At 63.8% G+C, this 23,730-nt stretch carries 19 protein-coding genes, 1 tRNA gene and 1 pseudogene; 9 read left to right on the forward strand and 12 right to left on the reverse strand.

The genetic code is table 11. The features are described from left to right. Positions 1-19: 19 nt before the first annotated feature. From H7A87_RS15030 to rimK, 4 genes are all read right to left on the reverse strand, one after another. The gene (locus H7A87_RS15030; RefSeq protein ID WP_164739182.1) at positions 20-1,354 is read right to left on the reverse strand and encodes a HAMP domain-containing sensor histidine kinase; all 1,335 of its coding nucleotides are present in this window, start codon (positions 1,352-1,354) and stop codon (positions 20-22) included. After that, positions 1,347-2,024: a response regulator transcription factor gene (locus H7A87_RS15035; RefSeq protein ID WP_006448355.1), complete on the reverse strand. Its 678-nt coding sequence runs from the start codon at positions 2,022-2,024 to the stop codon at positions 1,347-1,349. The genes H7A87_RS15030 and H7A87_RS15035 overlap by 8 nt, the downstream gene beginning before the upstream one ends. A 90-nt stretch (positions 2,025-2,114) precedes the next feature. Beyond that, on the reverse strand, positions 2,115-2,492 hold the full coding sequence (locus H7A87_RS15040) for a hypothetical protein (RefSeq protein WP_232087858.1): 378 nt from the start codon (positions 2,490-2,492) through the stop codon (positions 2,115-2,117). A gap of 226 nt (positions 2,493-2,718) precedes the next feature. Then, positions 2,719-3,624: a 30S ribosomal protein S6--L-glutamate ligase gene (gene rimK, locus H7A87_RS15045; protein ID WP_166763129.1), complete on the reverse strand. Its 906-nt coding sequence runs from the start codon at positions 3,622-3,624 to the stop codon at positions 2,719-2,721. 487 nt (positions 3,625-4,111) lie between these two features. Here rimK and glgX point away from each other — a divergent pair, with 487 nt between their 5' ends. Continuing rightward, positions 4,112-6,244, forward strand: coding sequence for a glycogen debranching protein GlgX (gene glgX / locus H7A87_RS15050; protein ID WP_119127578.1), 2,133 nt, complete (start codon positions 4,112-4,114; stop codon positions 6,242-6,244). Positions 6,245-6,703: 459 nt separating this feature from the next. Here the strand turns inward: glgX and H7A87_RS15055 are convergent, their stop codons facing one another. Further along, positions 6,704-7,096, reverse strand: coding sequence for an H-NS family nucleoid-associated regulatory protein (locus tag H7A87_RS15055; protein WP_119127576.1), 393 nt, complete (start codon positions 7,094-7,096; stop codon positions 6,704-6,706). 88 nt (positions 7,097-7,184) lie between these two features. Continuing rightward, positions 7,185-7,580: a hypothetical protein gene (locus tag H7A87_RS15060; RefSeq protein WP_119127575.1), complete on the reverse strand. Its 396-nt coding sequence runs from the start codon at positions 7,578-7,580 to the stop codon at positions 7,185-7,187. A gap of 339 nt (positions 7,581-7,919) precedes the next feature. Here H7A87_RS15060 and H7A87_RS15065 point away from each other — a divergent pair, with 339 nt between their 5' ends. Next, on the forward strand, positions 7,920-10,187 hold the full coding sequence (locus H7A87_RS15065) for a methyl-accepting chemotaxis protein (RefSeq protein ID WP_119127574.1): 2,268 nt from the start codon (positions 7,920-7,922) through the stop codon (positions 10,185-10,187). Between the two features lie 772 nt (positions 10,188-10,959). On the opposite strand, the gene H7A87_RS15070 is transcribed toward H7A87_RS15065, so the two are convergent. Beyond that, positions 10,960-12,747 (reverse strand): YbhB/YbcL family Raf kinase inhibitor-like protein, encoded by a 1,788-nt coding sequence (locus tag H7A87_RS15070; protein WP_119127572.1) that lies wholly within the window; start codon positions 12,745-12,747, stop codon positions 10,960-10,962. A 197-nt stretch (positions 12,748-12,944) separates the two neighbouring features. Between H7A87_RS15070 and H7A87_RS15075 the strand changes: the two genes are divergently transcribed. Further along, a complete protein-coding gene (locus tag H7A87_RS15075) occupies positions 12,945-13,370 on the forward strand; it encodes a hypothetical protein (RefSeq protein ID WP_119127571.1) in 426 nt (141 codons plus the stop codon). 266 nt (positions 13,371-13,636) lie between these two features. On the opposite strand, the pseudogene H7A87_RS15080 reads toward H7A87_RS15075, so the two are convergent. Then, positions 13,637-14,066 (reverse strand): annotated as a pseudogene (locus tag H7A87_RS15080) (zinc-binding dehydrogenase); the annotation flags it as partial. Positions 14,067-14,072: 6 nt separating this feature from the next. Next, positions 14,073-14,480: a hypothetical protein gene (locus H7A87_RS15085; protein WP_147421060.1), complete on the reverse strand. Its 408-nt coding sequence runs from the start codon at positions 14,478-14,480 to the stop codon at positions 14,073-14,075. A 20-nt stretch (positions 14,481-14,500) separates the two neighbouring features. Here H7A87_RS15085 and atpC point away from each other — a divergent pair, with 20 nt between their 5' ends. Together atpC and H7A87_RS15095 are read left to right on the forward strand one after the other, a co-directional pair. After that, positions 14,501-15,043 carry an ATP synthase F1 subunit epsilon gene (atpC, locus tag H7A87_RS15090; RefSeq protein ID WP_228960267.1) on the forward strand — a complete coding sequence of 181 codons (543 nt, stop codon included), beginning with the start codon at positions 14,501-14,503 and terminating at the stop codon, positions 15,041-15,043. Between the two features lie 69 nt (positions 15,044-15,112). Further along, on the forward strand, positions 15,113-16,618 hold the full coding sequence (locus H7A87_RS15095; RefSeq protein WP_119127570.1) for a DASS family sodium-coupled anion symporter: 1,506 nt from the start codon (positions 15,113-15,115) through the stop codon (positions 16,616-16,618). A 335-nt stretch (positions 16,619-16,953) separates the two neighbouring features. Here the strand turns inward: H7A87_RS15095 and H7A87_RS15100 are convergent. Together H7A87_RS15100 and H7A87_RS15105 are read right to left on the reverse strand one after the other, a co-directional pair. Beyond that, positions 16,954-17,027 (reverse strand) — tRNA-Gly (locus H7A87_RS15100). Positions 17,028-17,154: 127 nt separating this feature from the next. After that, positions 17,155-18,939, reverse strand: a complete 1,785-nt coding sequence (locus tag H7A87_RS15105) for an autotransporter domain-containing protein (protein ID WP_119127568.1) — start codon at positions 18,937-18,939, stop codon at positions 17,155-17,157. Positions 18,940-19,129: 190 nt separating this feature from the next. On the opposite strand from H7A87_RS15105, the gene thiS reads away from it, so the two are divergent. The 4 genes from thiS to H7A87_RS15125 all read left to right on the forward strand — a co-directional run bounded on the left by thiS (position 19,130) and on the right by H7A87_RS15125 (position 23,061). Beyond that, positions 19,130-19,330 carry a sulfur carrier protein ThiS gene (gene thiS / locus H7A87_RS15110; protein WP_104583664.1) on the forward strand — a complete coding sequence of 67 codons (201 nt, stop codon included), beginning with the start codon at positions 19,130-19,132 and terminating at the stop codon, positions 19,328-19,330. A gap of 49 nt (positions 19,331-19,379) precedes the next feature. Beyond that, positions 19,380-20,174, forward strand: coding sequence for a thiazole synthase (locus H7A87_RS15115; protein ID WP_119127567.1), 795 nt, complete (start codon positions 19,380-19,382; stop codon positions 20,172-20,174). A gap of 172 nt (positions 20,175-20,346) precedes the next feature. Next, the gene (trmB, locus tag H7A87_RS15120; protein ID WP_119127565.1) at positions 20,347-21,132 is read left to right on the forward strand and encodes a tRNA (guanosine(46)-N7)-methyltransferase TrmB; all 786 of its coding nucleotides are present in this window, start codon (positions 20,347-20,349) and stop codon (positions 21,130-21,132) included. Between the two features lie 66 nt (positions 21,133-21,198). Then, on the forward strand, positions 21,199-23,061 hold the full coding sequence (locus tag H7A87_RS15125; RefSeq protein ID WP_104583666.1) for an SLC13 family permease: 1,863 nt from the start codon (positions 21,199-21,201) through the stop codon (positions 23,059-23,061). Positions 23,062-23,302: 241 nt separating this feature from the next. Here the strand turns inward: H7A87_RS15125 and H7A87_RS15130 are convergent, their stop codons facing one another. Further along, a complete protein-coding gene (locus H7A87_RS15130) occupies positions 23,303-23,644 on the reverse strand; it encodes a Rieske (2Fe-2S) protein (RefSeq protein ID WP_104583667.1) in 342 nt (113 codons plus the stop codon). Positions 23,645-23,730: the final 86 nt, after the last annotated feature.

Genomic DNA, 23,730 nt, shown 5'->3' on the forward strand with positions numbered 1-23,730 from the left:
CGGAGGTGCGGGGGGGTAGTTAGCGGTGGAAGGCGAGTGTTGCGATGACGCCGCGCTGCTGGCCTGGGCGCACGCTGACGCGCCAGCCGTAAAGGTCACAGAGGCGGCTGACGATCGACAGGCCGATGCCGCCGCCTTGCGAATGGCCGGCGTGGGTGCCGCGGTAGCCGCGCTGGAACAGCTTGGCTGCGTCTTCCTCGCTCAGGCCGGGGCCGGAGTCGATCACTTCCACCGCATCGGCGAGCACGCGCACGCGCACCTGGCCGTCCTGGGTGTACTTGACCGCATTGCCGATCAGGTTGCCCAGCGCCACCGACAGAGCGGATTCGGGCGCGTCGATGACCAGGTCACGCTCACCTTCCAGCAGCAGCTCCAGCGGTTTGCCGCCGAGCTGGGCGCGGTGCGCGTCGATCAGTTGTTCGGCCACCTTGGCGACATTGCTGCTGCCCTGCCCGCGTTCGTTGCGCGAGAGCAGCAGCAACGAGCCGATCAAATCGCTGCACTGCAGTTCGGCGCGCTGGATGCGTTGCAGGCGCTGCAGCATCTTCTCGTCGAGATTGGGCTTGGTGAGCAGCAGTTCGGTGGCGCCGCGAATCACCGCCAGCGGGGTGCGCAGTTCGTGGCTGACATCGGCGTTGAATTCGCGGTCGCGCTGTACCACTTCGGTGAGGCGGGCCGAGTAATCGTCCAGCGCTTCGGCCAGCTGGCCCACTTCGTCGTCCGGGAAGTGCGCGGCCAGCGGCTTGGGCTCGCTGGTGCCGCCGCGGTAGGCACGCAGGCGCGCGGCCAGGTCCGACACCGGGCGCATCACCTTGGATGCAGACCACCAGCCGATCAACAGCGAAAAGCCGCTGAACACCAGCACCGAGAGCATCAGCGTGCGCTTGAGCTGGATCTCGCCCTTGAGCGTCTGGGTCATGTCGTAGGCGAGGAAGAACCACTCGCTCGGCGTCTTGCGCACCGCCAGCTTGTACGAATACGCGTTGCCGCTGTCGTCCACGCCGGAGATGGTGTGGATGCCGTCGGGCAGCTGATACCACTCCGGCTGTTCCAGCCGCAGCGCGTCGAACTTGTCGCTCTTGACCACGCGCCCGCGCATCTGCTGCACCGGCAGATCGGGGTTGCGCAGCGGGTCTGAGTAGAAGCGCTGCGCGAAGGCGTCGATGTTGCGGTTCATCACGTCTTCGACCAACTGGTTTTCCACGCGCGAACGTGCCCAGTTGGTGGCGAAAGCGAACAGCGTGGTCAGGCAGAAGCCCAACAACACGAACGACAGGATGATGCGGCTGCGCAGACGCCGCCGGTAACGGCCGCGCTTGCGCGCCGGCCGCGCGCCGTTATTGCTTTCAGGCATCGGGCGAGGCGATGCGGTAGCCGATGCCGTGACGGGTCTGGATCATCGGTACGTCGAACGGCTTGTCGACCACCGCGCGCAGGCCGTGGATATGCACGCGCAGCGAATCCGAATCCGGCAGCTCCTCGCCCCAGACGCGGGTTTCCAGCTCCTGGCGGGTGACCACGGCCGGCGAGGCCTCCATCAGCGACTGCAGGATCTTCAACGCGGTGGGGTTGAGCTGCAGCAGCTTGCCGCGGCGACGCACTTCCAGCGTATCCAGGTTGTATTCCAGGTCGCCGGTTTCCAGCACGCGGGTGTGCACGCCCTTGCCGCGACGCGACAGCGCATTGAGCCGCACTTCCACTTCCTGCAATGCAAACGGCTTGATCAGGTAGTCGTCTGCACCGGAGTCGAAACCAGCCAGCTTGTTGTCCAGCGAATCGCGCGCGGTGAGCATCAGCACCGGGGTCTGCTTGCGCGCTTCGTTGCGCAGCTTGCGGCACACTTCGATGCCATCCATGCCGGGCAGGTTGAGATCGAGCACGATGGCGTCGAACTCATGCACCACGGCCAGATGCAGCCCGGTCACGCCATCGGCAGCAAAATCCACCGTGTGGCCGCGGTCTTCGAGATAGTCGCCCAGATTGGCGGCGATATCGCTGTTGTCTTCGATTACTAGAATTCGCACTGGAACCTCATTCGTTAAACTGTTTTTAGCGCTGGCGCCGAGAAATTTCGTGTTGGCTTATAGTCGTTTGATGGCCGCACTCGGCGGCGGTCAGACACTGCCCGGTACTGATCTGCGAACCAAGTGCACGCGCGCGCCGGCGGTTGGCCGACCATCTTCGCCTGCCATGGTCAAAATCTGGGTGATGAGCTCCTGGTCGTTATGCGAGCCTGCGCGCTGCTCGGGCAGCAGCGCGATGACACCCGGCTGTGCCTCAGACGCGGCCGCGATGCGCTCGGGTGCCGCTGTCACCTTAACGTGCTCATCCTGACTGATCCCGGAGTGCGTCTGGCCCTTATGCAGATCGCTAGGCACCTGCTGCACCGGCGGCCTGGACGGCATGTCGATATCGGCCGCCACTGCGCAGGCAGGGCCGGTCAGCAGACCGATCACGATGAGCAGCCTTCCAATGCCGCGTTGCCTTGCCATGCCGACGCCTCCTTGTGTGCCTGAGCGATTTAACATCAGCGAATGTAGACGCGAAGCCTGGGGGCAGCAAGCCGCCACATAAAAAGGCCCAAGTGCGACAACGCACTTGGGCCAAAAGTTCATCCCGATCACCGTCACTGCCGAGAGCGGAGCTACGGTCGGGTGAGGCTAGCGAGGAAAGGATTAGATTTTCGTTAAATTTTCGATAACGACGCGGGTAGCCCGATCAGCGGATCGACTGCTCCAGGTGCTGGATGATCGCCGCCGCCACGTCCACCTCGCAGACCCCTTCCACGCCCTCCAGTCCGGGGGTCGAATTAACCTCGAGCACCAGCGGCCCGCGCGTGGAACGGATCAGGTCCACGCCCGCCACGGCCAGGCCCAGCGCGCGCGCCGAGCGTACCGCGACTTCCTGTTCCTGCTCGGTGGCCTGGGCCACCGCGGCGCTGCCGCCCAGATGCAGGTTGGAACGGAAGTCGCCCTCGGCCGCCTGCCGGCGCATGGCGGCAACGACCCGGTCACCGACCACGAAGCAGCGCAGGTCCGCGCCCTCGGCCTCGCCGATGAACTCCTGCACGATGAAATTGGCGTAGAGCCCGCGCAGCGCCTCGACCACGCCACGCGAGGCGCTGGCCTTCTCGGTGAGGATCACCCCGGCGCCCTGTGCGCCCTCGTTCAACTTCACCACATGCGGCGGCGGGCCGAGCATCGACAGCAGGTCCTGGGTGTCGTCGGGGTTGTCGCCGAACACGGTCACCGGCATGTCGATGCCTTGCGCGGCCAGCAACTGATGCGCGCGCAGCTTGTCGCGTGAGCGCAGGATGGCATCGGAGGGGTTGGGCGTATAGGTGCCCATGAATTCAAGCTGGCGCAACACCGCGGTGGCATAGCGGGTGACCGAGGCGCCGATGCGCGGGATCACCGCGTCGAACCCGGTGATCGGCTTGCCCTTGTAGTGCAGGCTGAAGCCGTCGGCGGCGATGCGCATGTAGCAGCGCAGCGGGTCGAGGATGCGCACGGTGTGGCCACGCTTGCGCCCGGCCTCGATGAGCCGCCGGGTCGAGTACAGCTTGCTGTTGCGGGAAAGGATGGCGATTTTCATCGCAGCAGGGGTACGGCGCGGCCTGGACATGGTCGGAGTCTGATGACGGAGTGACCCAAGTCCGCAGGTCTGCCGGTCGATTGCACGGGCGGGCAGCGTCCCTGCCCTGCATGCTGCGTTCGACGGGTGTGCGACGGCCCCGAGAATGGGAGGCGGAAGCGACGCAGCAAGGCAGCTGTCACACTGCATGCGTTGCATGACTCCGACGGCCTGGATGCTAGCAGGGCGGCTGCGCGGCGCTCAAGCGCGCGCGCATGACACCGGTGATGCACAGAGAGGGTTTGTCTGGCGACAGCCGCATAGACAACGCAGCCGACCCGCGCGATGCGTACATGTCAGATCCCCGCGGCCGTGCGCCCTGTTTTTCCGTCACTGCGGTCAGAAAATAATCGGCGGCAACGCCCCGCGACAACCGCCCTCACGCCGCCCCCCTGCCGTCGTGACGCAGTTTGCACAGCTGCCCACGCAATGCTTGAGTCCCCTCAATGCCGGCATGCCGGCGCACCCGAGACTCTCAATGCGACGTCCAGCAAGCGCGGCTTACGCCAACCCCTCCCGCATCCGCCAAGGACGCCCGTTTCCGCGCGGCGCCGTCTTCGATGGCAAGGGCACCAATTTTGCACTGTTTTCCGCGCATGCCACCCGCGTGGAATTGTGCCTGTTCGACGAACAGGGCACCGAAGTGCGGGTGGACCTTCCGGAATACACCAACGAGATCTGGCACGGCTACCTGCCCGACGTCAAACCCGGACAGCGCTACGGCTACCGCGTGCATGGCCCGTATGAACCCACCGAAGGCCACCGCTTCAACCACAACAAGCTGTTGATGGACCCGTACGCACGCGAGATGGATGGCGACCTGATCTGGGCGGACGAACTCTACGGTTACACCGTGGGCCACCCGGACGGCGACCTGAGCTTCGACGAGCGCGATAGTGCGCCGTTCATGCCCAAGTGCGTGGTGGTCGAAGACACCTACGACTGGGAAGACGACGCGCGCCTGCTGACGCCGTGGAACGAGACGGTGATCTACGAGACCCACGTGCGTGGTTACACCATGCGCAACCCGCAGGTACCGGAAGCCGTGCGTGGCACCTTTGCCGGCCTGGCACAGCCGCAGGTCCTGCAATACATCAAGGACCTGGGCATCACCGCGGTCGAACTGTTGCCGGTGCATGCGTATCTGGACGACCAGCATCTGCTGGACAAGGACCTGCGCAATTACTGGGGCTACAACACCATCGGCTTCTTCGCGCTGAAGTCGCGTTACCTGTCCAGCGGGCATCGCGATGAATTCCGCGACATGGTCAAGGCCATGCACAAGCAGGGCCTGGAAGTGATCCTGGACGTGGTCTACAACCACACCGCCGAAGGCAGCGAGCTGGGTCCGACGCTGTCGTTCAAGGGCATCGACAACGCCAGCTACTATCGCCTTGCTGAAGACAAGCGTTACTACATCAACGACACCGGCACCGGTAATACGCTCAATCTGAGCAACTCGCGGGTGATCCAGTTCGTCAACGATTCGCTGCGCTACTGGGCCAGCGAGATGCACGTGGACGGCTTCCGCTTCGATCTGGCCACGATCCTGGGACGCGAGCCCAGCGGCTTCGACCAGCGCGGCGGCTTCCTGGATGCATGCAACCAGGACCCGCTGCTGTCGGAGGTCAAGTTGATCGCCGAGCCCTGGGACTGCGGCCCCGGTGGCTACCAGGTCGGTCACTTCCCGCCGGGCTGGTCGGAATGGAACGACAAGTTCCGCGACAATGCGCGCGAGTTCTGGAAGGGCGAGGACGGCAAGCTGGCCGAGTTCGCCACCCGCTTCACCGGCTCGGCAGACCTGTTCGATCGTCGCGGTCGCCGCCCGTGGGCGTCGGTCAACTTCATCACCGCGCACGATGGATTCACCCTGCGTGACCTGGTGAGCTACAACGAAAAGCACAACATGGCCAACGGCGAGGACAACCGCGACGGCTCGTCCAACGATGGCTCCTGCAACTACGGGGAGGAAGGCGACACCGAGAATGCGGACGTGCTGCAGATCCGCGAGCGGCAGATGAAGAACCTGCTCGCCACGCTGCTGCTTTCGCAAGGCACGCCGATGATGCTCGCCGGCGACGAGCGTGCGCAGTCGCAGGGCGGCAACAACAATACCTATTGCCAAGACAACGAGATCACCTGGCTGGACTGGGAAAACGACCCGACCGATGGCCGCCTGACCGACTTCGTCAAGGCGCTGACGCAGTTGCGCAAGCGCTATCCGATCCTGTCGCGCGGCCGCTTCCTCAACGGCCAGTACAACGAAGAAGCGGGCCTGCGCGATCTCACCTGGCTCAATCCGGGCGGGACCGAGATGGACGACGCGCACTGGACCGACGCCGGCGCGCGCTCGGTGGGACTGCTGCTTGAAGGCAAGGCACAGACCTCCGGCGTCAAGGAACTGGCCAACGACGCCACCTTGCTGATCGTCATCAATGCCTACCACGAAGGCGTCACCTTCACCCTGCCCTCGACCGACGAACCGGTGCATTGGAAGCTGGTGCTCTCGACCGACGAAGCCCTGGAAGTGGACATGATGCCGGCAGGCGCCAGCGAATTCCTGGCCCCGCCGCGCAGCGTGTCGGTATTCGAGTGCAAGAACGACCAGTAACCCTGATGCGATAAACCATACGCGCGGTCTGCCGGAACTCCGGCAGGCCGCGCGTTTTTTATTGCGTCGACACAGGAAATGGATGCTCCGGTTTGAACCGGATCTGCACTGCCGGTCGGTAACCACCGCTGCTGTTTTCGTGTGCGGTTACCACTCTGCCGCTGACACCCAGCTGCGCGTCAAGCGCGGGGCAAACAGCAGCGCGCCTGACGACGGCGCGATCGCAGATCAAGCTCCGATTGCTTTGCTGGCGAAAGCGCTCTTTAAGGCGGTATCGATGACACCTATGGCCTGGATCACGGCGACATCGGCAAGCGTGATCACTGCCAGCCTGGATTGCACGATCCGGCAACGCCTGCAATGCAGCGCGGCACTTACAGCGATAAAACCAAGGTGCAGGAAGGCCGTAATCGCCAGGCGACACGCGCGCGTGCGGCCAGCCCTTGACTCTTCAAGAACTCAGCCCGGATACAACGGGAATCGCTTGTCCGGATGGTTGGCCTTCCATTCCTTGTAGGAGCTGGTGCCTTCCCATGCCTTGAACGCGCGCGGTGTGCGGCCACGCCCGGACCAGGTCTCGCCGGAATGCGGAATCCAGTACTTGGCGACGACCTCGCCCATGGACGACAACGGCCCCTTGGACTTGCCGGTCATTGCCAGCGACGCGATCTGGGACTTCTGCTTGGCATTGAAGCGGCTGCCGAACTGGGTCAGCACCTCGACCACCTGGTCGAAGGCTTCCAGCGTCTGGGCGTACTTAAGCTGGGCTTCTTCCTGCTCGAGCTTGCGCAGCTCTTCCAGCAATTGGGCTTTGGCGGCGGCGGCGGATGAAGCGGGCGGAACCTGGCGCATTGGCAAAACTGAGGTTGGAAGGGTCAGCGAGTATTGCTGTTGCGCCGGCTAGCGTAAAGCGGCCGGGCGCGCCCGAGTCTGGCGGCGCTCAGCGATGGCGCAGCAAGGCGTGCTCGCGGGCCATGGTCAGCACCGGCCCGATGCGCCCGGCCCGGATCAGCTCGCGGCAGTGCTTGCCGACGAACTCGACCCTGGGCGCCGAAAACCACTGAACCACCCGATCCAGCTCGCCGGCGTTGATGGACCACGCATGGCAGACCGCCTCGCCCAGTTCTTCCACGCCCACCAGCCCCAGCTCGCGGATCTGCTCGGAATCCAGCGCGAACATCTCCAGCACCTTGCCCGCATCGTCCGGCGTGCCGTAGTCAAAGCGCATCTGCCCGGCCAATCCGGCGCAATACGCAATAGAGGCTGCGCGCGCGGATTCGGCGCGTCGGATGCCCTTGAGAAGTGCGCCTATAAGTTGAGGGTGCGTGGTGGTCATGGTGCTCGCTCGACGTGCCAGGCACTATGCCCATCGCCGCGCCCCCGCTCAATCAGGAGCGTCCTGACCATGGGGAAGGAAATGGCGAAGCAGGTACCGACCCCGGCCTGTCGCCCCCATGCTCGGCGCCCCCTACGCTGTGTAAGTAACTCACCCACATCCGCCCCGAAATGACCTCACGGGGATTGCGGCAAGCTCCGACGGCATAAGGTGACAAGTGCCGCAAAAAGCATGCCGTTTGTGTAGAGCTTGAATATACATGTATGCCTTTTCTTCATTCCTTGCGGTAGAGGCCGCTAAGTGTGTGTGCGCTTTTGCACAGCTCCGAAGGTTTACGAGATGGAATTTCTTCAAAGGCACGGCGTTGGTAAGCGCCTGGGCGCCGCATTCGGCGTCCTGATTCTTCTTTCTGCCATGCTTGTTGCAGCAGGCCTGTGGACGATGTCGGTTTCCAAACACCAGTTGGACTCGATCGTTCAAGACCGGATGGCGAAGATCCAGGTCGCCAATGAAATGCTGGACGCCAACTCATCGATCCTGGTAGCGCTCGGGACCTATGCAATGGTCACCAGCGATGCGCTCAACAAAGAGGCTGTCAAGACCATCAGTGACGAACGGGCCCGCTACAACGGGCTACGCGAAAAGCTCAGAGCCCTGGACAGCCTTTCCTTGTCTGAAGGCGGCCGCCGCGTCAGAGTCGCCCTGGACGAACGCCGCACCATCGCTCGCAGCTTCACTGATCAGGTGATGGCCCTGTGCGCCGAAGGGGACCGCATGGGAGCACAAACCCTGCTGAGCGAGAAGGGAAGACCCGCCGTCCTGCTCTGGCAGAAAACACTGCGGGAGTTGGTGTCACGCCAGAACAACAACACCAAGGATGCGTACGCGGAAGCACTGGCCGCCATTGCAGGCGGACGGGCCATGCTCATTACCGGTGGCGCCGTTGTCCTGATCGCAAGCGCTTTGCTGGGCTGGATCATTACCCGCAGCCTCACCACGCCCCTGGCCCGTGCAACACAGGTCGCCAATGCCATTGCGCAAGGGGATCTGACCAGCAACGCGCAAACCAAGGCTCGGGACGAACCAGGGCGTTTGCTTCAGGCAATGCAGGTCATGCAAACGCAAATCCGCAGCCTGATGGCGGCCCAGTCAGACATGGCCAGGCGCCATGACGAAGGCCAGATCAGCTTTCTGATGGATGCCAGCGCACTGCCCGGCGACTACGGCCGGATGGCCGAGGACACCAACGCCCTGGTTGCCTCCCACCTCCGCGTGCAGTCCAACCTCGCACGCATCATGGGCCGCTATGCCATTGGCGACCTGAGTGAAGACATGGAGCAGTTGCCTGGCGAAAAAGCCGTGCTGACGCAGACCATGAATGAGGTCAAGACCAACCTGTCTGCCATGAACCTGGAAATCAAGCAGTTGGCACAAGCTGCTGCCAATGGCGACTTCACCGCACGCGGCGATGCGGAACGGTTCCAGTACGACTTCCGCATCATGGTCGAGAGCCTCAACCTGCTCATGGCCACCGCGGACAGCAACCTGCAATCCCTGTCCTCGCTGCTGCAGTCCATCGCCGCAGGCGACCTAACAGCCCGCATGACCGGTGAGTTCAAGGGCGTCTTCGCGCAGATGCGCGACGATGCCAATACCACTGCTGCACAGCTTGCAGAGATTGTCGGACGCATCCAGCAGTCGGCGGTGTCCATCAATTCGGCAGCCAGCGAGATTGCGGCAGGCAACCAGGACCTGTCCCAGCGCACCGAACAACAGGCGGCCAACCTGGAAGAAACCGCTGCCTCGATGGAAGAACTCACCTCCACCGTGCGCCAGAACGCCGAACATGCGCGCCAGGCCAACCAGCTGGCGATTGGCGCCGCAGGCGTGGCATCCCAGGGCGGCGAAGTCGTCGGCCAGGTGGTCGCAACCATGAGTGGTATCGAGGCGTCGTCCAAGAAGATCGCCGACATCATCTCGGTCATCGACGGTATCGCGTTCCAGACCAACATCCTGGCATTGAATGCCGCCGTGGAAGCGGCGCGGGCCGGCGAGCAAGGCCGCGGCTTCGCGGTGGTGGCCTCGGAAGTGCGCACCCTGGCCCAGCGCTCATCTGGCGCAGCCAAGGAGATCAAGGACCTGATCGACGACTCGGTGCAGCGCGTCGTGGAAGGCTCGGCCCTGGTGCGCAGCGCCGGAACCACGATGACCGAAGTGGTCGCCAGCGTGCAGCGCGTGACCGACATCATGGGCGAAATCTCTGCAGCCTCGCAGGAACAGTCGGCCGGCATCGAGCAGGTCAACACCACCGTGACGCAGATGGATGAAGCGACCCAGCAGAACGCCACACTGGTCGAGGAGGCGACCGCTGCAGCCCGCGCGATGGAAGAACAGGCCACGCAGCTGACCGACGCCGTGGCGGTGTTCAAGATCGACAAGGACAACGTTGCGGTCCGCGCGGCTCCTGCCTCGTCAGCCATTGCTGGCTCAGACAGCAACAGGACGCCAACGCCTGTGAAGACACCCGCAAAAATTGTCCCGCACCGTGCACCGCGCAAACTGGAAGCCATCAGCTCCACTGACGGCGCAGGCTGGCAGGAGTTCTGAGTCAATCTAGGTGGGCCCAGATTTTCTGGGCCCACCGGGGTTCTGATTCGCCCCGGCATTGCACAGCAGCAGACGGTGGCAAACGCTTGTCCTGCATTTCCGAGTCCGCTATAAGTTGCCCCTAAGCGGGCTTAACAGCACCGACATAGTGGCCAGGTAGGCTCGCTCCTCAGGGTCAGATGAGGTGCGGGGCTACCGTCTGTGCATCAAAGGGCATAAATGCAAACACTGATAAATGACCTGGAAGTGCTGCTGGCAGCTTGGGATGCGCAAGCAAAAATTTTTGATTCATGCGACATGCCTGCGTCCGCACTTGCCTTTCGAGAATGTCGGCGGCGCTTGAGCCTGGTCTTGGCACCGCATGTTGGCGTTTTCGGCGCACATGCCACGAAGGTCACTACCCCTCCCTGACGGAGCAGGGGTGACCCAAGCGCTTGGCCACCAGTCCAGCCGCCCAGGAGAATGCGGAAGTCTGCGCGCTCAACGGGCCACGTCCAGCACTAGCTGCTGGCCCATAGGCGGGCATGGCTTGGCGCGACAAAGGTCAGGCGGTCCCGCAGCCGGGTCGGTGTATTGGATACAACAAATGCCGACACCCCCGGCAGTGTCGCTGCAAAGCAAACGCAGGTGGCAAACACCGATCTCTGTTGAAAGATCACGATCTCCAGCCGTGCGGGCGCCTCCAGCGCCCGCTACGTCCGCGAATCGAAGAATGGAAAGCCCCATCTACGACAGGGATGGCAATGCGATCAACTCGCGGTTTCCGGCGCGATTACTTCGGCGGGGCGACGGTCTGGGCGTAGGTCCCCAACGTTTCGCCTTTCGCCAGAACATGGCCCGACGCAGCGGCAAGCACCTCGTCCCGGGTCGCACCCGGCTTGACGTCCAGCATGGTGTCCAGCGCCAGGACCTGGAAGTGATAGTGATGCGGCGGATCGCCCACCGGCGGGTGCGGCCCGTAGTAGCCAACCGAACCACGGCTCGTTGCCCCCTGCAGCACGCCGTCGGGCTCAGTCAGACGCATCTGCTCCTGCACGCCCTCGGGCAGCTGGGTGACCTTGGCGGGAATGTTCCAGGCCACCCAATGGACGAATGGCGTGATGGGCCTGGCATCGGGGTCTTCCATGATCACGACGTAGGAGGTGGCCTTGGCAACCGCTTTCCATGACAGCGCCGGCGAGACGCCATCGGCGTAATCGCTGAAGCGCTTGTCCATCGTAGTGCCGCTGGCAAACGCGGGCGCAGTCACAGTGAGCGTTCCCTTGCCGTTGGTCTCGGGACGAGCCAGGGCGAGCGGCACCCCATTGCCCTGGTTGACCTGTTTCTCGAGCGATGCCGCTGGTGCTGCGCTGGGTTGCCCTGCTGCCGCAGCGCGGGCCGGTGCGCCCGTGGCGGAGATGCGGTAGATGACGCCATTGGCATCGTCCGAGACCAAAAGCGCGCCGTTGGCCGTCTCCGCCAGGCCCACGGGCCGCGCAAAGTGTTTCGTGCCGCCCTCGGTCAGGAAACCGGTCACGAATGGCTCGAAAGCGACTGGCTTGCCGTTTTCGAACTTCAGCCGCACCACTTCGTAGCCGGACGCCGGCTTGCGATTCCACGACCCACGGAAGGTGATGAAGGCATCGCCCTTGTAATCGGCCGGGAAGGATGCGCCCCGGTAGAAGTGGAACTGCATGGCCGCGGCGTGAGCCGTGTAGCCCAGGACCATCGGTTCGCTGATCGCGGCCCACTGCTGCTTGGTCATCTCGCCCTGCGGCGTGCTCTGCGGGTTGACCCCGTCCTTGCCCCAGATGTGGGGCCAGCCATAAAGCTTGCCCTTGACGATGTGGTTGAGCTCCTCCGGCTGGACCTCATCGCCCAGGAAATCCATGCCCTGGTCCATGCCCCAGAACTCGCCGGTCGCAGGGTCCCAATCGAAGCCGATGGTGTTGCGCAGGCCACTGGCAAAGATGGTGCGTGACTTCCCATCGGGCGACACGCGCAGCATCGTCGCGTGCTCGGGGTTGGTCTCGTTGCACGCATTGCAGGTCGAGCCGACGCTCAGATACAGCATGCCGTCCGGGCCGAATGCCATCGTACGGTTCGGGTGCTGCCCACCGTCCGGTAGATCGCCCACCAGCAACCTGAGTGGTCCCAGGGTTCCGTCTTTCAGAATCGGGGCGACGAACAGCTCCTTGACCGTGACCAGGTAGAGCTGGCCATCGCGAACCGCCAGGCCATGCGCTCCGGATCGGTTGGCCACCACCTTGGCAGGTGCGTCGAGCTTGCCATCGTCGTTGGCGTCTTTCAGCAGCAGGACGTCGCCCTGATCACGCCGGGACACGTAGATGTTGCCGCCCGGCGCCACGGCGATGATGCGGGCATTCTTCAGCCCGGTTGCGAGCGGCTTGATCTGAAAGCCTGCCGGAACTTTCAACCCAGCCATCTGACCAGGACTGGCGTCCACCTTGTCCGGCTTGAATGTGTGCACCTGCGCCGGCACGTCGGTACCGTCCCCTTGCTGCGCGTGTGCGTGACCTACCAACAATCCGAGCAGTGCTGCGGACAGGATACGGCGCATATGGCTCTCCCGATGCGTGGATAAGGTGCTCTCAAGGACTGCCTGGTGGATCGGCAGCCGACACGATCTTTTTGCACGGGATGCGTGATGGGAACAGCAAGGAAACGCCTGCGTCACCTTGCTCACGGCCCATGGCCATGGCCCGAGTGAATTAGACGCCGGGCCGGTTGACGCAAGCACAGTCGGTACAGGTCACAATGACGACGATCGGGGTCAGACAGGTAGTCCTGCGCAAGGAGATTTCGGTGGAGACATCTGTCGTCGTCACATTGGAGGCCGCGTTTGCGGGGTTCACATTCCTGCCCTGGATTGCGTGGGCGCACAACAGCCTCAACCCCACGTTGATTCTTCATGCAGAGCGTGTGGAGTACCGCGTCTTGCGGACCCGTACTCGGCCTTACGCAGATGTTGCCTTGGTCGACTACCGGAAGACCCAAGGAACCGAGAACATCGTGCTTGCGTTCCACGGATCGAAGACCACCTTCATTGCGAACACAGGGCTGCTGCGACGGACCAGGGAGGCCATCCACTTGCTCCACCAGCGTGGCTGCCCTCTTTCGGATCGTGCGCGTGCATTGATTTCTGCAGGCAGGGGCAACGACACCCACAACCCATCGCGCTAACGCACCCGCACGACGTGCAAGGCTCAGACCACCACAATGCCGCTGCGTCGCTGCGCCGGCTGACCACAGCGGGCTCAGCGGCAGGTTCGGCGTCGGCAGCGGTCAAACCGCGAAGCGCCCGGTCAACTCGTCGTGGGCAGCACGGTCTGGCGCAGGGGACGAATGCGAGTAAAACGAACCGCGCTGCTGCTATGCAACGCGTTGCATCCCCAAAAACGGCCCAGCTGTGCGTGCCCTCATCCTAGGGCGACGCCCCCACAGCTTGCTCAATCCGCGAAACTCAACACCACGCGACCTTCGATGGCGCCTTGGTGCATGCGGGTAAACACCTCGTTGATGTTTTCGAGCCGGTCGGTCTGGACCGTCGCGGCCACCTTGCCTTGCCCTGCGAAGTTCAGCGACTCTTGCAGACCCAAACGACTGCCGACGATCAATCCCCGCACGGTCACGCCGTTGAGCCCTCCTTCTTCGCATTGACCGCCACAGTGGCGCCCGGTCGCCCGGCGAGATCCAGCTTGGCGTCGTCCACATCGACCGCTGCCACAGTGAGTCACATCGCCTTGGCGTATTGCACGGCCATATGACCCAGCCCGCCGATGCCGGAGAGATGACGATCCAGTCTCCAGGCTTGGTGTCGGTCATTTTGAGCCCCTTGTAGACCGTCACACCTGCGCCAAGAAGGGGAGCGATCTGAACGACTTCTTAGAAGGCAAGCGTTGGAGTGAATCCAAACGCCGTCACCTCAAAGCCCCTTTTGAGTTCAATCAATTTTTCCGTGGCGCGAGCGCTTTTCAGCAGGCTGCACGCCATGCACCTGGATGCCCAGGACCCAACGTCAGAAACGACCGGTAAATAAGCATCAGCTCTCCGCATCCTTGACTGACATTTTTTGCGTGACGATGCCCGAATCAATTCGGTTTGCTCCGGCACATACCAGCATCCCAGCTTGCCCCAGAGGCCGTTCGATCCGAGTTGATCGAAATCAAGGCAGGCGTGTATGGTGCAATGCATCATGAGACCCGAGGTGGCACCGGCTGGCGTTGCTTTTCGGTGCCGAAGTCGCGCCGTGATGGCGAGAAAGAAAAGCTGTTGTGGGGGCAACAGCGTCATATTTTTCAAGGAGTGTGGACATGAGGCCTGGTGAAAAATCAGCAGTCGTTACCGGCGCTGCGCAACGCAGTGAGGCTTCTTCGAGCAAGGCTTCAGGCGGATACGACATGCACGCACACACGTCTGCCCATCCCAGACCCGACTTCATCGCCAATGCGCAGCAGACCTTCGGGCTGACTGTCGTGAGCCTCACGGGAGCCCAGTGGGAGGGACGCGCTCGGGAGGTCAGTCTTCCTGGAGAACGGGGCCGATTTGGCGTGATGGCACGACATACACCAATGCTGAGCACGCTGCGCGAAGGCATGATCCTCATTTATCCGGAAACGGGCGAGCCGCCTTTCCAGCTCTATGTGTCGGGCGGCTTCGTCGAGGTCCAGCCAACTCACGTCGCCGTTTTGGCTGACCTGGCGCTGCGAAGCGAAGACCAGGACAGGGCGAAGGCCGAAGTTGCGAAAACTGCCGCGAATTCGCCCATGGCAACGTCTCTCACGGACGCTGCCTATGCGCAAACGCACGCCGAGCTCATGCATCACTTTGGGGAAAGCCCACGCGCCAAGCCTTGATGACTGGAACCGCGGCAAATCGCCTCAAGCGTTCTCCGCTTGTTGAACAGTCATAAAAGAGGGCCCCGCATGTCAGGTCGCGTCAAAGCAGCATTCAAGTATTTCAATCAAGCCGTGCCGTTCAAACTGCCTCAGGCCCTGGTGACAACGGCCGTGCTTATCGCATTGCTCTTGCTCCCGTGTCCTGAAGGCCTGACGCCCAAGGCCTGGGGGCTGGTCGCCATCTTCCTGACCACCATCATCGCGATCATCCTCAAGGTCATGCCCATCGGGGTGATGGCGATGATGGCCATCGTCATCGTCGCGCTTTCCCAAGTCACGTCAACCAGCTCCAAGGGTGCGATCACTGATGCGCTCAGCAGCTTCTCGAGCCCGCTCATCTGGCTGATCGTGGTTGCGATCCTGATTTCCCGTGGCCTGAAGAAGACGGGCCTGGGGAACCGTATCGGCATGGTGTTCATCGCGCTCCTGGGCAAACGGACGCTGGGCATCGGCTACGGCCTGACGATCTGCGAGCTCCTGCTCGCCCCCTTCACCCCCAGCAATACCGCGCGTGGCGGGGGCATTGTTCACCCCATCATGAGGTCTATTGCCAACTCGTTCGATTCCGACCCGGCCAAAGGCACGCAAGGCAAGGTCGGGACCTACCTGGCATTGGTGAACTACCACGCCAATCCCATCACATCGGCAATGTTCCTCACCGCCACAGCACCCAATCCGCTGGTGGTCGATTATGTGGCCAAAGCGACGAACCAACAGCTGCACCTGTCCTGGACGACCTGGGCGCTCTGCATGCTTCTACCGGGGCTGGCCTGTTTGATCGTCATGCCTCTGGCCATCTATCTGCTGTCTCCTCCGGAGTTGAAGGCCACCCCTAACGCGGTTGATTTCGCCAAGACCGAATTGAAGGCGATGGGGCCGCTGACGGCGAAAGAAAAAGTGATGATCGGGACCTTTGGTTTGCTGTTGGTCCTTTGGGCGAACGTGCCCGCCATGATTCTCGGCCCCTCATGGACCCTGGATCCCACAGTCGTGGCATTCGTTGGCTTGTTTACGCTGATCATCACCGGCACGCTGGACTGGGACGACGTGCTTTCCGAGAAAAGTGCGTGGGACACGCTGGTGTGGTTTGGCGCGCTGGTGATGATGGCCGAACAGCTCAACAAGCTGGGCGTGGTTGGCTGGTTCACCGAGGCCATGAAGGGCGCCATCATCGCGAGTGGAATGGGATGGAAAGCCATCGCCTGCGTGCTCGTCCTGGCCTTTGTCTTTTCCCATTATCTGTTCGCGAGCACCACCGCCCACATCAGTGCGATGCTGCTTGCGTTCCTGGGCGTGGGTGCACTGCTCATACCGCCGGATTACGTCATCCCCTTCATGCTCATGATGACCGCGTCTTCGGCGATCATGATGACACTGACGCACTATGCCACGGGAACCTCACCCATCATTTTCGGCAGCGGCTACGTCAGCCTGGGCGCCTGGTGGAGGATCGGACTGATCATGTGCCTGCTTGAGCTTCTCATCTTCGCTCTCGTCGGCAGCACCTGGTGGAAAGTCCTTGGCTTCTGGTAGATCTTTGATCGTCCCATGAGCAGCCAGGAACACAGCGCCTGACACGCCACCTGGCAACGGCCAACTCATCGCGCAGCGTGGAGCAGCACCTGCGTATCCCGCACGACCTGCGACAGAAAGGCCGCCAAGAAAACGTCAGGACGCTTGCCTGCATGCCGCGTGGCACACCGCAACCGATGCTGGATAGATGGCATGCGGGCCGACCGAGCGCGACATCATCAGCGGCGTGGGCAGGATTGATCCCTCTATTGATACCTCAAGGGGGCATCGCTCGGAATCATCAATCGGCCGAAATATCCAGCCAAGTCAGACACTTAGAGACCTGGCGGAAGCTCTGGAGCGGGCGATGGGAATCGAACCCACGTCAGTAGCTTGGGAAGCTACAGCTCTACCATTGAGCTACGCCCGCGTGGCGTTGCGAGAGTGTAGGCGGGTGCGGGTGTCGGGCGCAATGCGCAGACGTGACGAGGGCCGGTTGCCCGGCCCTCGTGTCTTGCAGATCCACCGCGTGGACAGCTACAGCTGTGCGGCGCGGATCAGAAATTGCCGCTGAAGTTCACGAACAGCGTCGCATCGCGGGCGCTGCGCTGTGCGGTGGTGGTGCTCAGGCCGATATTGCTCTGCAGGCCCCACAGGCCGGTGCGGGCGCCCAGCACGACGGTCGCATAGTTGCGGTCGAAGTTCTGGCCCGGGACGGTGTACATGCCCACTTCCGGCATCGACTGCAGCCAGGCGCTGGCGTCGGTGCCGTCCTTGAACTCGTGGTCGTAGGTTGCCTGCAGGTACGGCTTGACCATTGCACCGTCCAGGCGCACCTGGAAGCCGATGCGGCCGACCATCGAATCGATGTCCTGATCGGCGTAGCCCAATGCGGTGGAGCTTGCGTTGCCCTCGGTGTAGCCGTCGAGCTTGAGCTTCTGCCAGGTCAGGCCGACTACCGGGCCGTACTTGACGTTGCCTTCGCCCAGCGAATAGCCGGCGTTGACCGCGGCGGTGAGGTTGCTGCCGTCCGGCGAGCCGCTGTGCACGCGCGTGGCTGGCCCGAGCTGCACTTCGCGGTCGACGTCGTAGCTGAGCCAGCTGTAGCTGACCTGGGCATTGACCCAGACCGGGCCGGTGTACCAGCCGAAGAAGCCGCCCAGCGTGGTGTCGTCCTGCTTGAAGCTGCCGTTGCGGTTGCCGAAGTCGGCATCCATGCTGCCGAAGCCGGCAAAGCCGCCGAACACGAGATCGCCGGCAGTCCAGTCCACGCCGAACAGGCCGGCCGGGGCCACGCCGTCGTACAGATCGGCGTGGTCGTAGCGCTGCATGTCGCCACGCACACTGCCCCACCAACGCAGGCCATCGGCGTCCGGCTTGCCGTCCAGATGCCAGGCCACCTGGTCGGCGCGCGCGCGGCCGACCGCCTGCGCCGAATGCGTCAGCACCTGCTGCAGGCGCGGCGCTTCCAGCAGCGAAATGGCGTACTGGCCCAGGATCTGGTGGGTGGCGGTGGTCGGATGGATGCCATCGGCGAACACATAGGTGTTGGGCGCGTTGGCGGCGACCAGGCTGGTCGGGTTGCACGCCGGCAGCGGCACGGCCGGGTTGCAGGCGGTGCTGGTGACGTTGCTGAAGCCGTAGGTGCCCGGATCGGCGACCACTTCCTGCAGGATGTGGAAGGTATCGACCGGGATCACGCGCAGGCCGGCCGAGCGCAGGCCATTGAACAGCGCGGTGTTGTAGGCGGTTGCCGCCGCAGTGCCCTGCGCCATCGCGGCGGCACCGCCGGCGCGGAAGCGCGGGGTGATGCCCACGTCCGGAATGGTCGGCACCATCACGTAGCGCGCGCCGGCCGCCTGCAAGGCGCCGACCGCCCCGACCTGCGCGGTGACCGCATTGCCGATGATGGCCTGCGCCTGGGCCGGCGCGGCTGCAGCGGCGAGCAGATCGTTGGCACCGCCCCACACGGTGTAGAGCGCGTTCGGATTGGCCTGGCCGCCGTTGGCGCTCAGGTAGGTGTTGACCTGGCTGGTCACCGACGGCGCGGCGCCGAGCACGCTGGTCGAATTGGCCTGGATGCGCGCGCCGCCGGCAGCGTAGTTGTCGCCGGTCTGGCCGTTGCCGTTGGGCGCTGCATTGGTGCCGTAATGGTCGGCGACGTATTCGGCCCAGACCCAGCCCGGGTTGGTGGTGAACTTGCCGGTGACTGCGCGCGAGGCGGCCGGCAGCAACGGGTTGTAGTAGCCGCTGTCGGTGAGGCTGTCACCGAAGAACACGGTCTGGTCGAAGGCAGACGCGGCCATGGCCGGGGTGGCCGCAATGGCGATGGCCACGGCCATCAGGGAACGGATCGGGCGAAGAGTTGAAGCCATGGAAGTGCCTGCTCAAGGTAGTGTGGAACTGGACCGGACCTGCTGACGTACGCCGGCGCATGGCTCATGGTTTCACCCTCGCCGCCCGCGCTCACGCTGCATTGCCGCATAACGCAAAAACGCGCGCCCTGACGGCACGCGATGCCACAATGATGACATGAACATTCAACTCAACGGCACCCCGCGCGACATTCCCGACGACTTGCTGCTGGCAACCCTGCTGGAGCAGGAAGGTCTTGCACAGCGGCGCGTGGCGGTGGAGGTCAATGGCGAAATCGTGTCGCGCGGGCGGCATGCCACGCACCGTTTGCGTGCCGGCGATGTGGTGGAGATCGTGCACGCATTGGGCGGCGGCTGATGCGGCGCGCAGGCCGGCGCAGCTGCGCGCGATCGGTGATAATTGCCTGATGACCAATACCGCCCCCTCTGATGCGCTGATCATCGCCGGCAAGCCCTACCGTTCGCGCCTGCTGACCGGCACCGGCAAGTTCAAGAATCTGGACGAAACCCGCCTGGCCACCGAAGCGGCCGCCGCGCAGATCGTCACCGTGGCGATTCGCCGGGTGAACATCGGCCAGGACCCGAACGCGCCCAGCCTGCTCGATGTGCTGCCGCCGGACCGCTACACGCTGCTGCCCAACACCGCCGGCTGCTACACCGCTGAAGATGCGGTCCGCACCTGCCGGCTGGCGCGCGAACTGCTGGACGGCCACAACCTGACCAAGCTGGAGGTGCTCGGCGACGAGCGCACGCTGTATCCGGACGTGGTGCAGACGCTCAAGGCCGCCGAGCAGCTGGTCGCCGACGGCTTCGACGTCATGGTCTATACCTCCGACGATCCGATCCTGGCCAAGCGCCTGGAGGAGATCGGCTGCGTGGCGGTGATGCCGCTGGCCGCGCCGATCGGCTCCGGGCTGGGCATCCAGAACAAGTACAACCTGCTGGAAATCATCGAAAACGCCAAGGTGCCGATCGTCGTCGACGCCGGCGTGGGCACGGCATCGGATGCGGCGATCGCGATGGAGCTGGGCTGCGACGGTGTATTGATGAATACCGCCATCGCCGGTGCGCGTGATCCGATCCTGATGGCCAGCGCGATGCGCAAGGCGATCGAGGCCGGACGCGAGGCCTTCCTGGCCGGGCGAATTCCGCGCAAGCGGTATGCCTCGGCGTCCAGCCCGGTGGATGGCGTGATTGGATGAGTGGGTGTGCTGCGTTGACATTGCAGTCGATGCGCAATGCTTGGCGGTGTGAGGTGCCGGATGTGGCCGTTGCCAGATCGCGCATTGCTGCGAGTGCCCCCTCACGCCCTTACCTCACCCCAACCCCTTTCCCAAAGGGAGAGGGGCTTTGTTTTCTGATGTGATCTAATTCATGACTGATCCTTTCACCAGCGACGGCGCCAAGATGCCGCCCAAGCCCTTCACCATCGAAGAGGGCCGCCGGCAGGTGCGCAGCTTCGTGCTGCGCCAGGGCCGCTTTACCCCGGCGCAGCAGCGCGCGTTCGACGAGCTGTGGCCACGCTTCGGCCTGGACTACAGCGGCACGCCGCGTGATCTGGATGCGGCGTTCGGCCGTCCCGCGCCCAAGGTGCTGGAGATCGGGTTTGGCAACGGGGCGGCATTGCGCTTTGCCGCCCAGCAGGACCCCAGCCGCGACTACATCGGCATCGAGGTGCATGCGCCTGGCGTCGGTCGCCTGCTCAATGCGCTGGACGATGACGGCAGCACGCATGTGCGCCTGTACCACCACGATGCGGTGGAAGTGCTCGAGCACGAGATCGCCGATGGCGCGCTGGACGAGGTGCGCATCTACTTCCCCGACCCATGGCACAAGAAGCGCCACAACAAGCGCCGCCTGATCCAGCCGGCGTTCGCGGCGCTGGTGGTGCGCAAGCTGCGCCATGGTGGCCGCCTGCACGCGGCCACCGACTGGGCCGATTACGCCGAACAGATGTGGGACGTGCTCGACGCCACACCGGGCCTGGTCAATCGCGCCGGCCCGCGCGGCCACGTCGAACGCCCCGCCTGGCGCCCGCAGACCCACTTCGAAACCCGCGGCCAGAAGCTCGGCCACGGCGTGTGGGATTTGCTGTATGACCGGGATTCGGAAATCGGGAATCGGGAATCGCAGGAGCAAACGGCGATGCCCCCCGGATAACTCACAGCGTCAGCGCTTTCCCGCTCTGCCAATTCCCTATTCCCGACTCCCCATTCCCGGCCCCTAATGGATACCGCGCTGACACTGACCAACGATATGAAGCTCGTCCTCGGGCTGGTCGGTTTCACGATGGCGATGTTCCTGTTCGAGCGCATTCGCGCCGATGTGGTGGCGTTGATCGTGCTGGTGGTGCTGGGCGTCACCGGGCTGGTGGCGCCGGAAGAACTGTTTGGTGGTTTTTCCGGTAACGCGGTGATGAGCATCATCGCCACCACCATCCTCGGTGCGGGGCTGGAGCGCACCGGTGCGTTGAATCGCCTGGCGACCTGGTTGCTGCGGCGCTCGCACGGCAGCGAACAACGTCTGATGATGATGACGCTGGCCATCTCCGGCCTGAACTCGTCCTTCATGCAGAACCCGTCGGTGATGGCCTTGTACCTGCCGGTCGCCTCGCGGCTGGCCGCGCGCACCGGGCTGACCCTGCAACGCATGCTGCTACCGATCGCCGCGGCCATCGTGATGGGCGGCGCGCTGACCATGGTGGGTAATTCGCCGCTGATCCTGCTCAACGACCTGCTGGTGTCGGCCAACAACAACCTGCCCTCGGGCATGGCCAGCATCGAGCCGTTGACGATGTTCGCGCCGCTGCCGATCGGCGTGGCCTTGCTGATCGCCGCATTGCTGTACTTCCGTTTCTACGGCGACCGCAAGCTGATCGAGGAAGAACGCCTGATCAACGAAGGCGTCACGCCCTCGCGCACCGAGAGCTATTTCGCCAAGACCTACGGCATCGACGGCGACGTGTTCGAGCTCACCGTCAGCGCCGAAAGCCCGCTGGTCGGCATGACCCTGGGCGAGGCCGAGGCGCTGCACGACGCGCCCTTGCTGCTCGCCTTGAAGACCGGCAACGACACCCGCCTGGCGCCGCCGGCGGACATGCGCATCTGGGTCGGCAGCGTGCTCGGGGCGATGGGGCCGCGCCAGGAAGTGACCGACTTTGCGCAGAACCACTTCCTGCGCATGTCCTCGCGCCTGCGCAACCTGGGCGATCTGTTCAATCCCAGCCTGGCCGGCATTTCCGAAGCATTGATTCCGCCCAACTCGCGGCTGATCGGCAAGACCGCCGCCGAGTTGCGCCTGCGCAAGCAGAGCGGCATCAGCCTGCTGGCGATCAACCGCGACAAGCAGGTGATCCGCGAGGACGTACGCAACGTGCCGCTGCGTGGCGGCGACATGCTGGTGTTCCACAGCATCTGGCAGGACCTGGCGCAGGCGGCGGAAAGCCGCGACTTCGTGCCGGTGACCGACTTCCCCAAAGGCGAGCAGCGCCCGCACAAGTTCAAGATCGCCATGGCGATCTTTGCCTTCACCATCCTGATCGCGCTGACCTCGCGGCTGCCGGTGGCGCTGACCTTGATGACCGGCGTGGCCTGCATGCTGGTGAGCGGCGTGTTGCGCATGGACGAGGCCTACGCCTCGATCAACTGGAAGACCATCTTCATGATGGCCGGCCTGATTCCACTGGGCTGGGCAATGGACAGCAGCGGCACCGCGGCCTGGGTGGCCGGCCACACCATCGACCGCCTGCCCGAGGGCATTCCGGTGTGGGCGCTGGAAATCAGCCTGGCGCTGCTGACCACCGCGTTTTCACTGGTGATCAGCCATGTCGGCGCCACCATCGTGATGGTGCCGATCGCGGTCAATCTGGCACTGGCGGCCAACGGCAACCCGACCGCGTTTGCGCTGATCGTGGCGTTGTCGGCGTCCAACAATCTGATGACCGCCTCCAACCCGGTGATCTCGATGGTGGCCGGCCCGGCCAACTATCAGCCACGCGAGCTGTGGCGCGTGGGCGCACCGCTGTCGCTGATCTACGTCGTGGTCATGGTCTCGATGATCAACCTGATGTTCTGGTGGGCAGCGCGCTGAATCGGCGTCGTGGCCGGCGACGGCGATCGCTGCAGATATGCGCGCAGATGGATCGATCATCGATGGTGCGCCGTCAGGCGCATTGCACGCCCGATCGCCAGACACGAGACGCGGCGACGGCGCCACCTGCTGCTTGAAGCTGGCCGACGACTGCTGGCGATGTCCTGCCAGCCGCGCTTTGCTCCAGCCTCGGCACGCGGACGTTGTGCTGGATCGTGTGACGCGGCCTTAGAGCGGCAACCTAGCCAAGGACCACCTGCGTCCCCTCGATGCGTACCGGCACCGCCAGCAGCGATTGACCGCGGCACGGCCCGCTGATGCATTCGCCGCCACTGAGCTCGAACGCCGCGCCGTGTGCCGCGCAGACCAGGTGGCCTTCCTTGGTCTTGAGGAACTGGCCGGGTGCCCAATCCAGCCGCCTGCCGGCATGCGGGCAGACGTTCAACCAGGCGCGTACCTGTGCACCATCGCGATACAGCACCAGCGACTCCGCGCCGCCGTCCCACACCGCTTCGACTTCCAGAAATCCGGCATCGGGAATCTGCGCCAGGTCGGCAAGCGTGGTGGGCGATGGCGAAGACATGCGGTCTGCTGTGGGAGAACGGACTGCGATTGTGGCACGCGCCTGCATCGCGCCGACGCCATGCGATGCCGCCACGCATGCGTCTA

Source organism: Xanthomonas sp. CPBF 426, assembly GCF_903989465.1.
Lineage (GTDB): Bacteria > Pseudomonadota > Gammaproteobacteria > Xanthomonadales > Xanthomonadaceae > Xanthomonas > Xanthomonas euroxanthea.

Coding starts and splice junctions, on each gene's coding strand:
- H7A87_RS15130 (WP_104583667.1), bottom strand. CDS start 23,644: ATGTCTTCGCCATCGCCCACCACGCTTGCCGACCTGGCGCAGATTCCC.
- glgX (WP_119127578.1), top strand. CDS start 4,112: ATGCGACGTCCAGCAAGCGCGGCTTACGCCAACCCCTCCCGCATCCGC.
- H7A87_RS15055 (WP_119127576.1), bottom strand. CDS start 7,096: ATGCGCCAGGTTCCGCCCGCTTCATCCGCCGCCGCCGCCAAAGCCCAA.
- H7A87_RS15040 (WP_232087858.1), bottom strand. CDS start 2,492: ATGGCAAGGCAACGCGGCATTGGAAGGCTGCTCATCGTGATCGGTCTG.
- H7A87_RS15085 (WP_147421060.1), bottom strand. CDS start 14,480: ATGACGCTGTTGCCCCCACAACAGCTTTTCTTTCTCGCCATCACGGCG.
- H7A87_RS15115 (WP_119127567.1), top strand. CDS start 19,380: ATGACCAATACCGCCCCCTCTGATGCGCTGATCATCGCCGGCAAGCCC.
- H7A87_RS15030 (WP_164739182.1), bottom strand. CDS start 1,354: ATGCCTGAAAGCAATAACGGCGCGCGGCCGGCGCGCAAGCGCGGCCGT.
- H7A87_RS15070 (WP_119127572.1), bottom strand. CDS start 12,747: ATGCGCCGTATCCTGTCCGCAGCACTGCTCGGATTGTTGGTAGGTCAC.
- H7A87_RS15065 (WP_119127574.1), top strand. CDS start 7,920: ATGGAATTTCTTCAAAGGCACGGCGTTGGTAAGCGCCTGGGCGCCGCA.
- rimK (WP_166763129.1), bottom strand. CDS start 3,624: ATGTCCAGGCCGCGCCGTACCCCTGCTGCGATGAAAATCGCCATCCTT.
- atpC (WP_228960267.1), top strand. CDS start 14,501: ATGAGGCCTGGTGAAAAATCAGCAGTCGTTACCGGCGCTGCGCAACGC.
- H7A87_RS15105 (WP_119127568.1), bottom strand. CDS start 18,939: ATGGCCGTGGCCATCGCCATTGCGGCCACCCCGGCCATGGCCGCGTCT.
- H7A87_RS15075 (WP_119127571.1), top strand. CDS start 12,945: ATGACGACGATCGGGGTCAGACAGGTAGTCCTGCGCAAGGAGATTTCG.
- trmB (WP_119127565.1), top strand. CDS start 20,347: ATGACTGATCCTTTCACCAGCGACGGCGCCAAGATGCCGCCCAAGCCC.
- H7A87_RS15125 (WP_104583666.1), top strand. CDS start 21,199: ATGGATACCGCGCTGACACTGACCAACGATATGAAGCTCGTCCTCGGG.
- H7A87_RS15060 (WP_119127575.1), bottom strand. CDS start 7,580: ATGACCACCACGCACCCTCAACTTATAGGCGCACTTCTCAAGGGCATC.
- thiS (WP_104583664.1), top strand. CDS start 19,130: ATGAACATTCAACTCAACGGCACCCCGCGCGACATTCCCGACGACTTG.
- H7A87_RS15095 (WP_119127570.1), top strand. CDS start 15,113: ATGTCAGGTCGCGTCAAAGCAGCATTCAAGTATTTCAATCAAGCCGTG.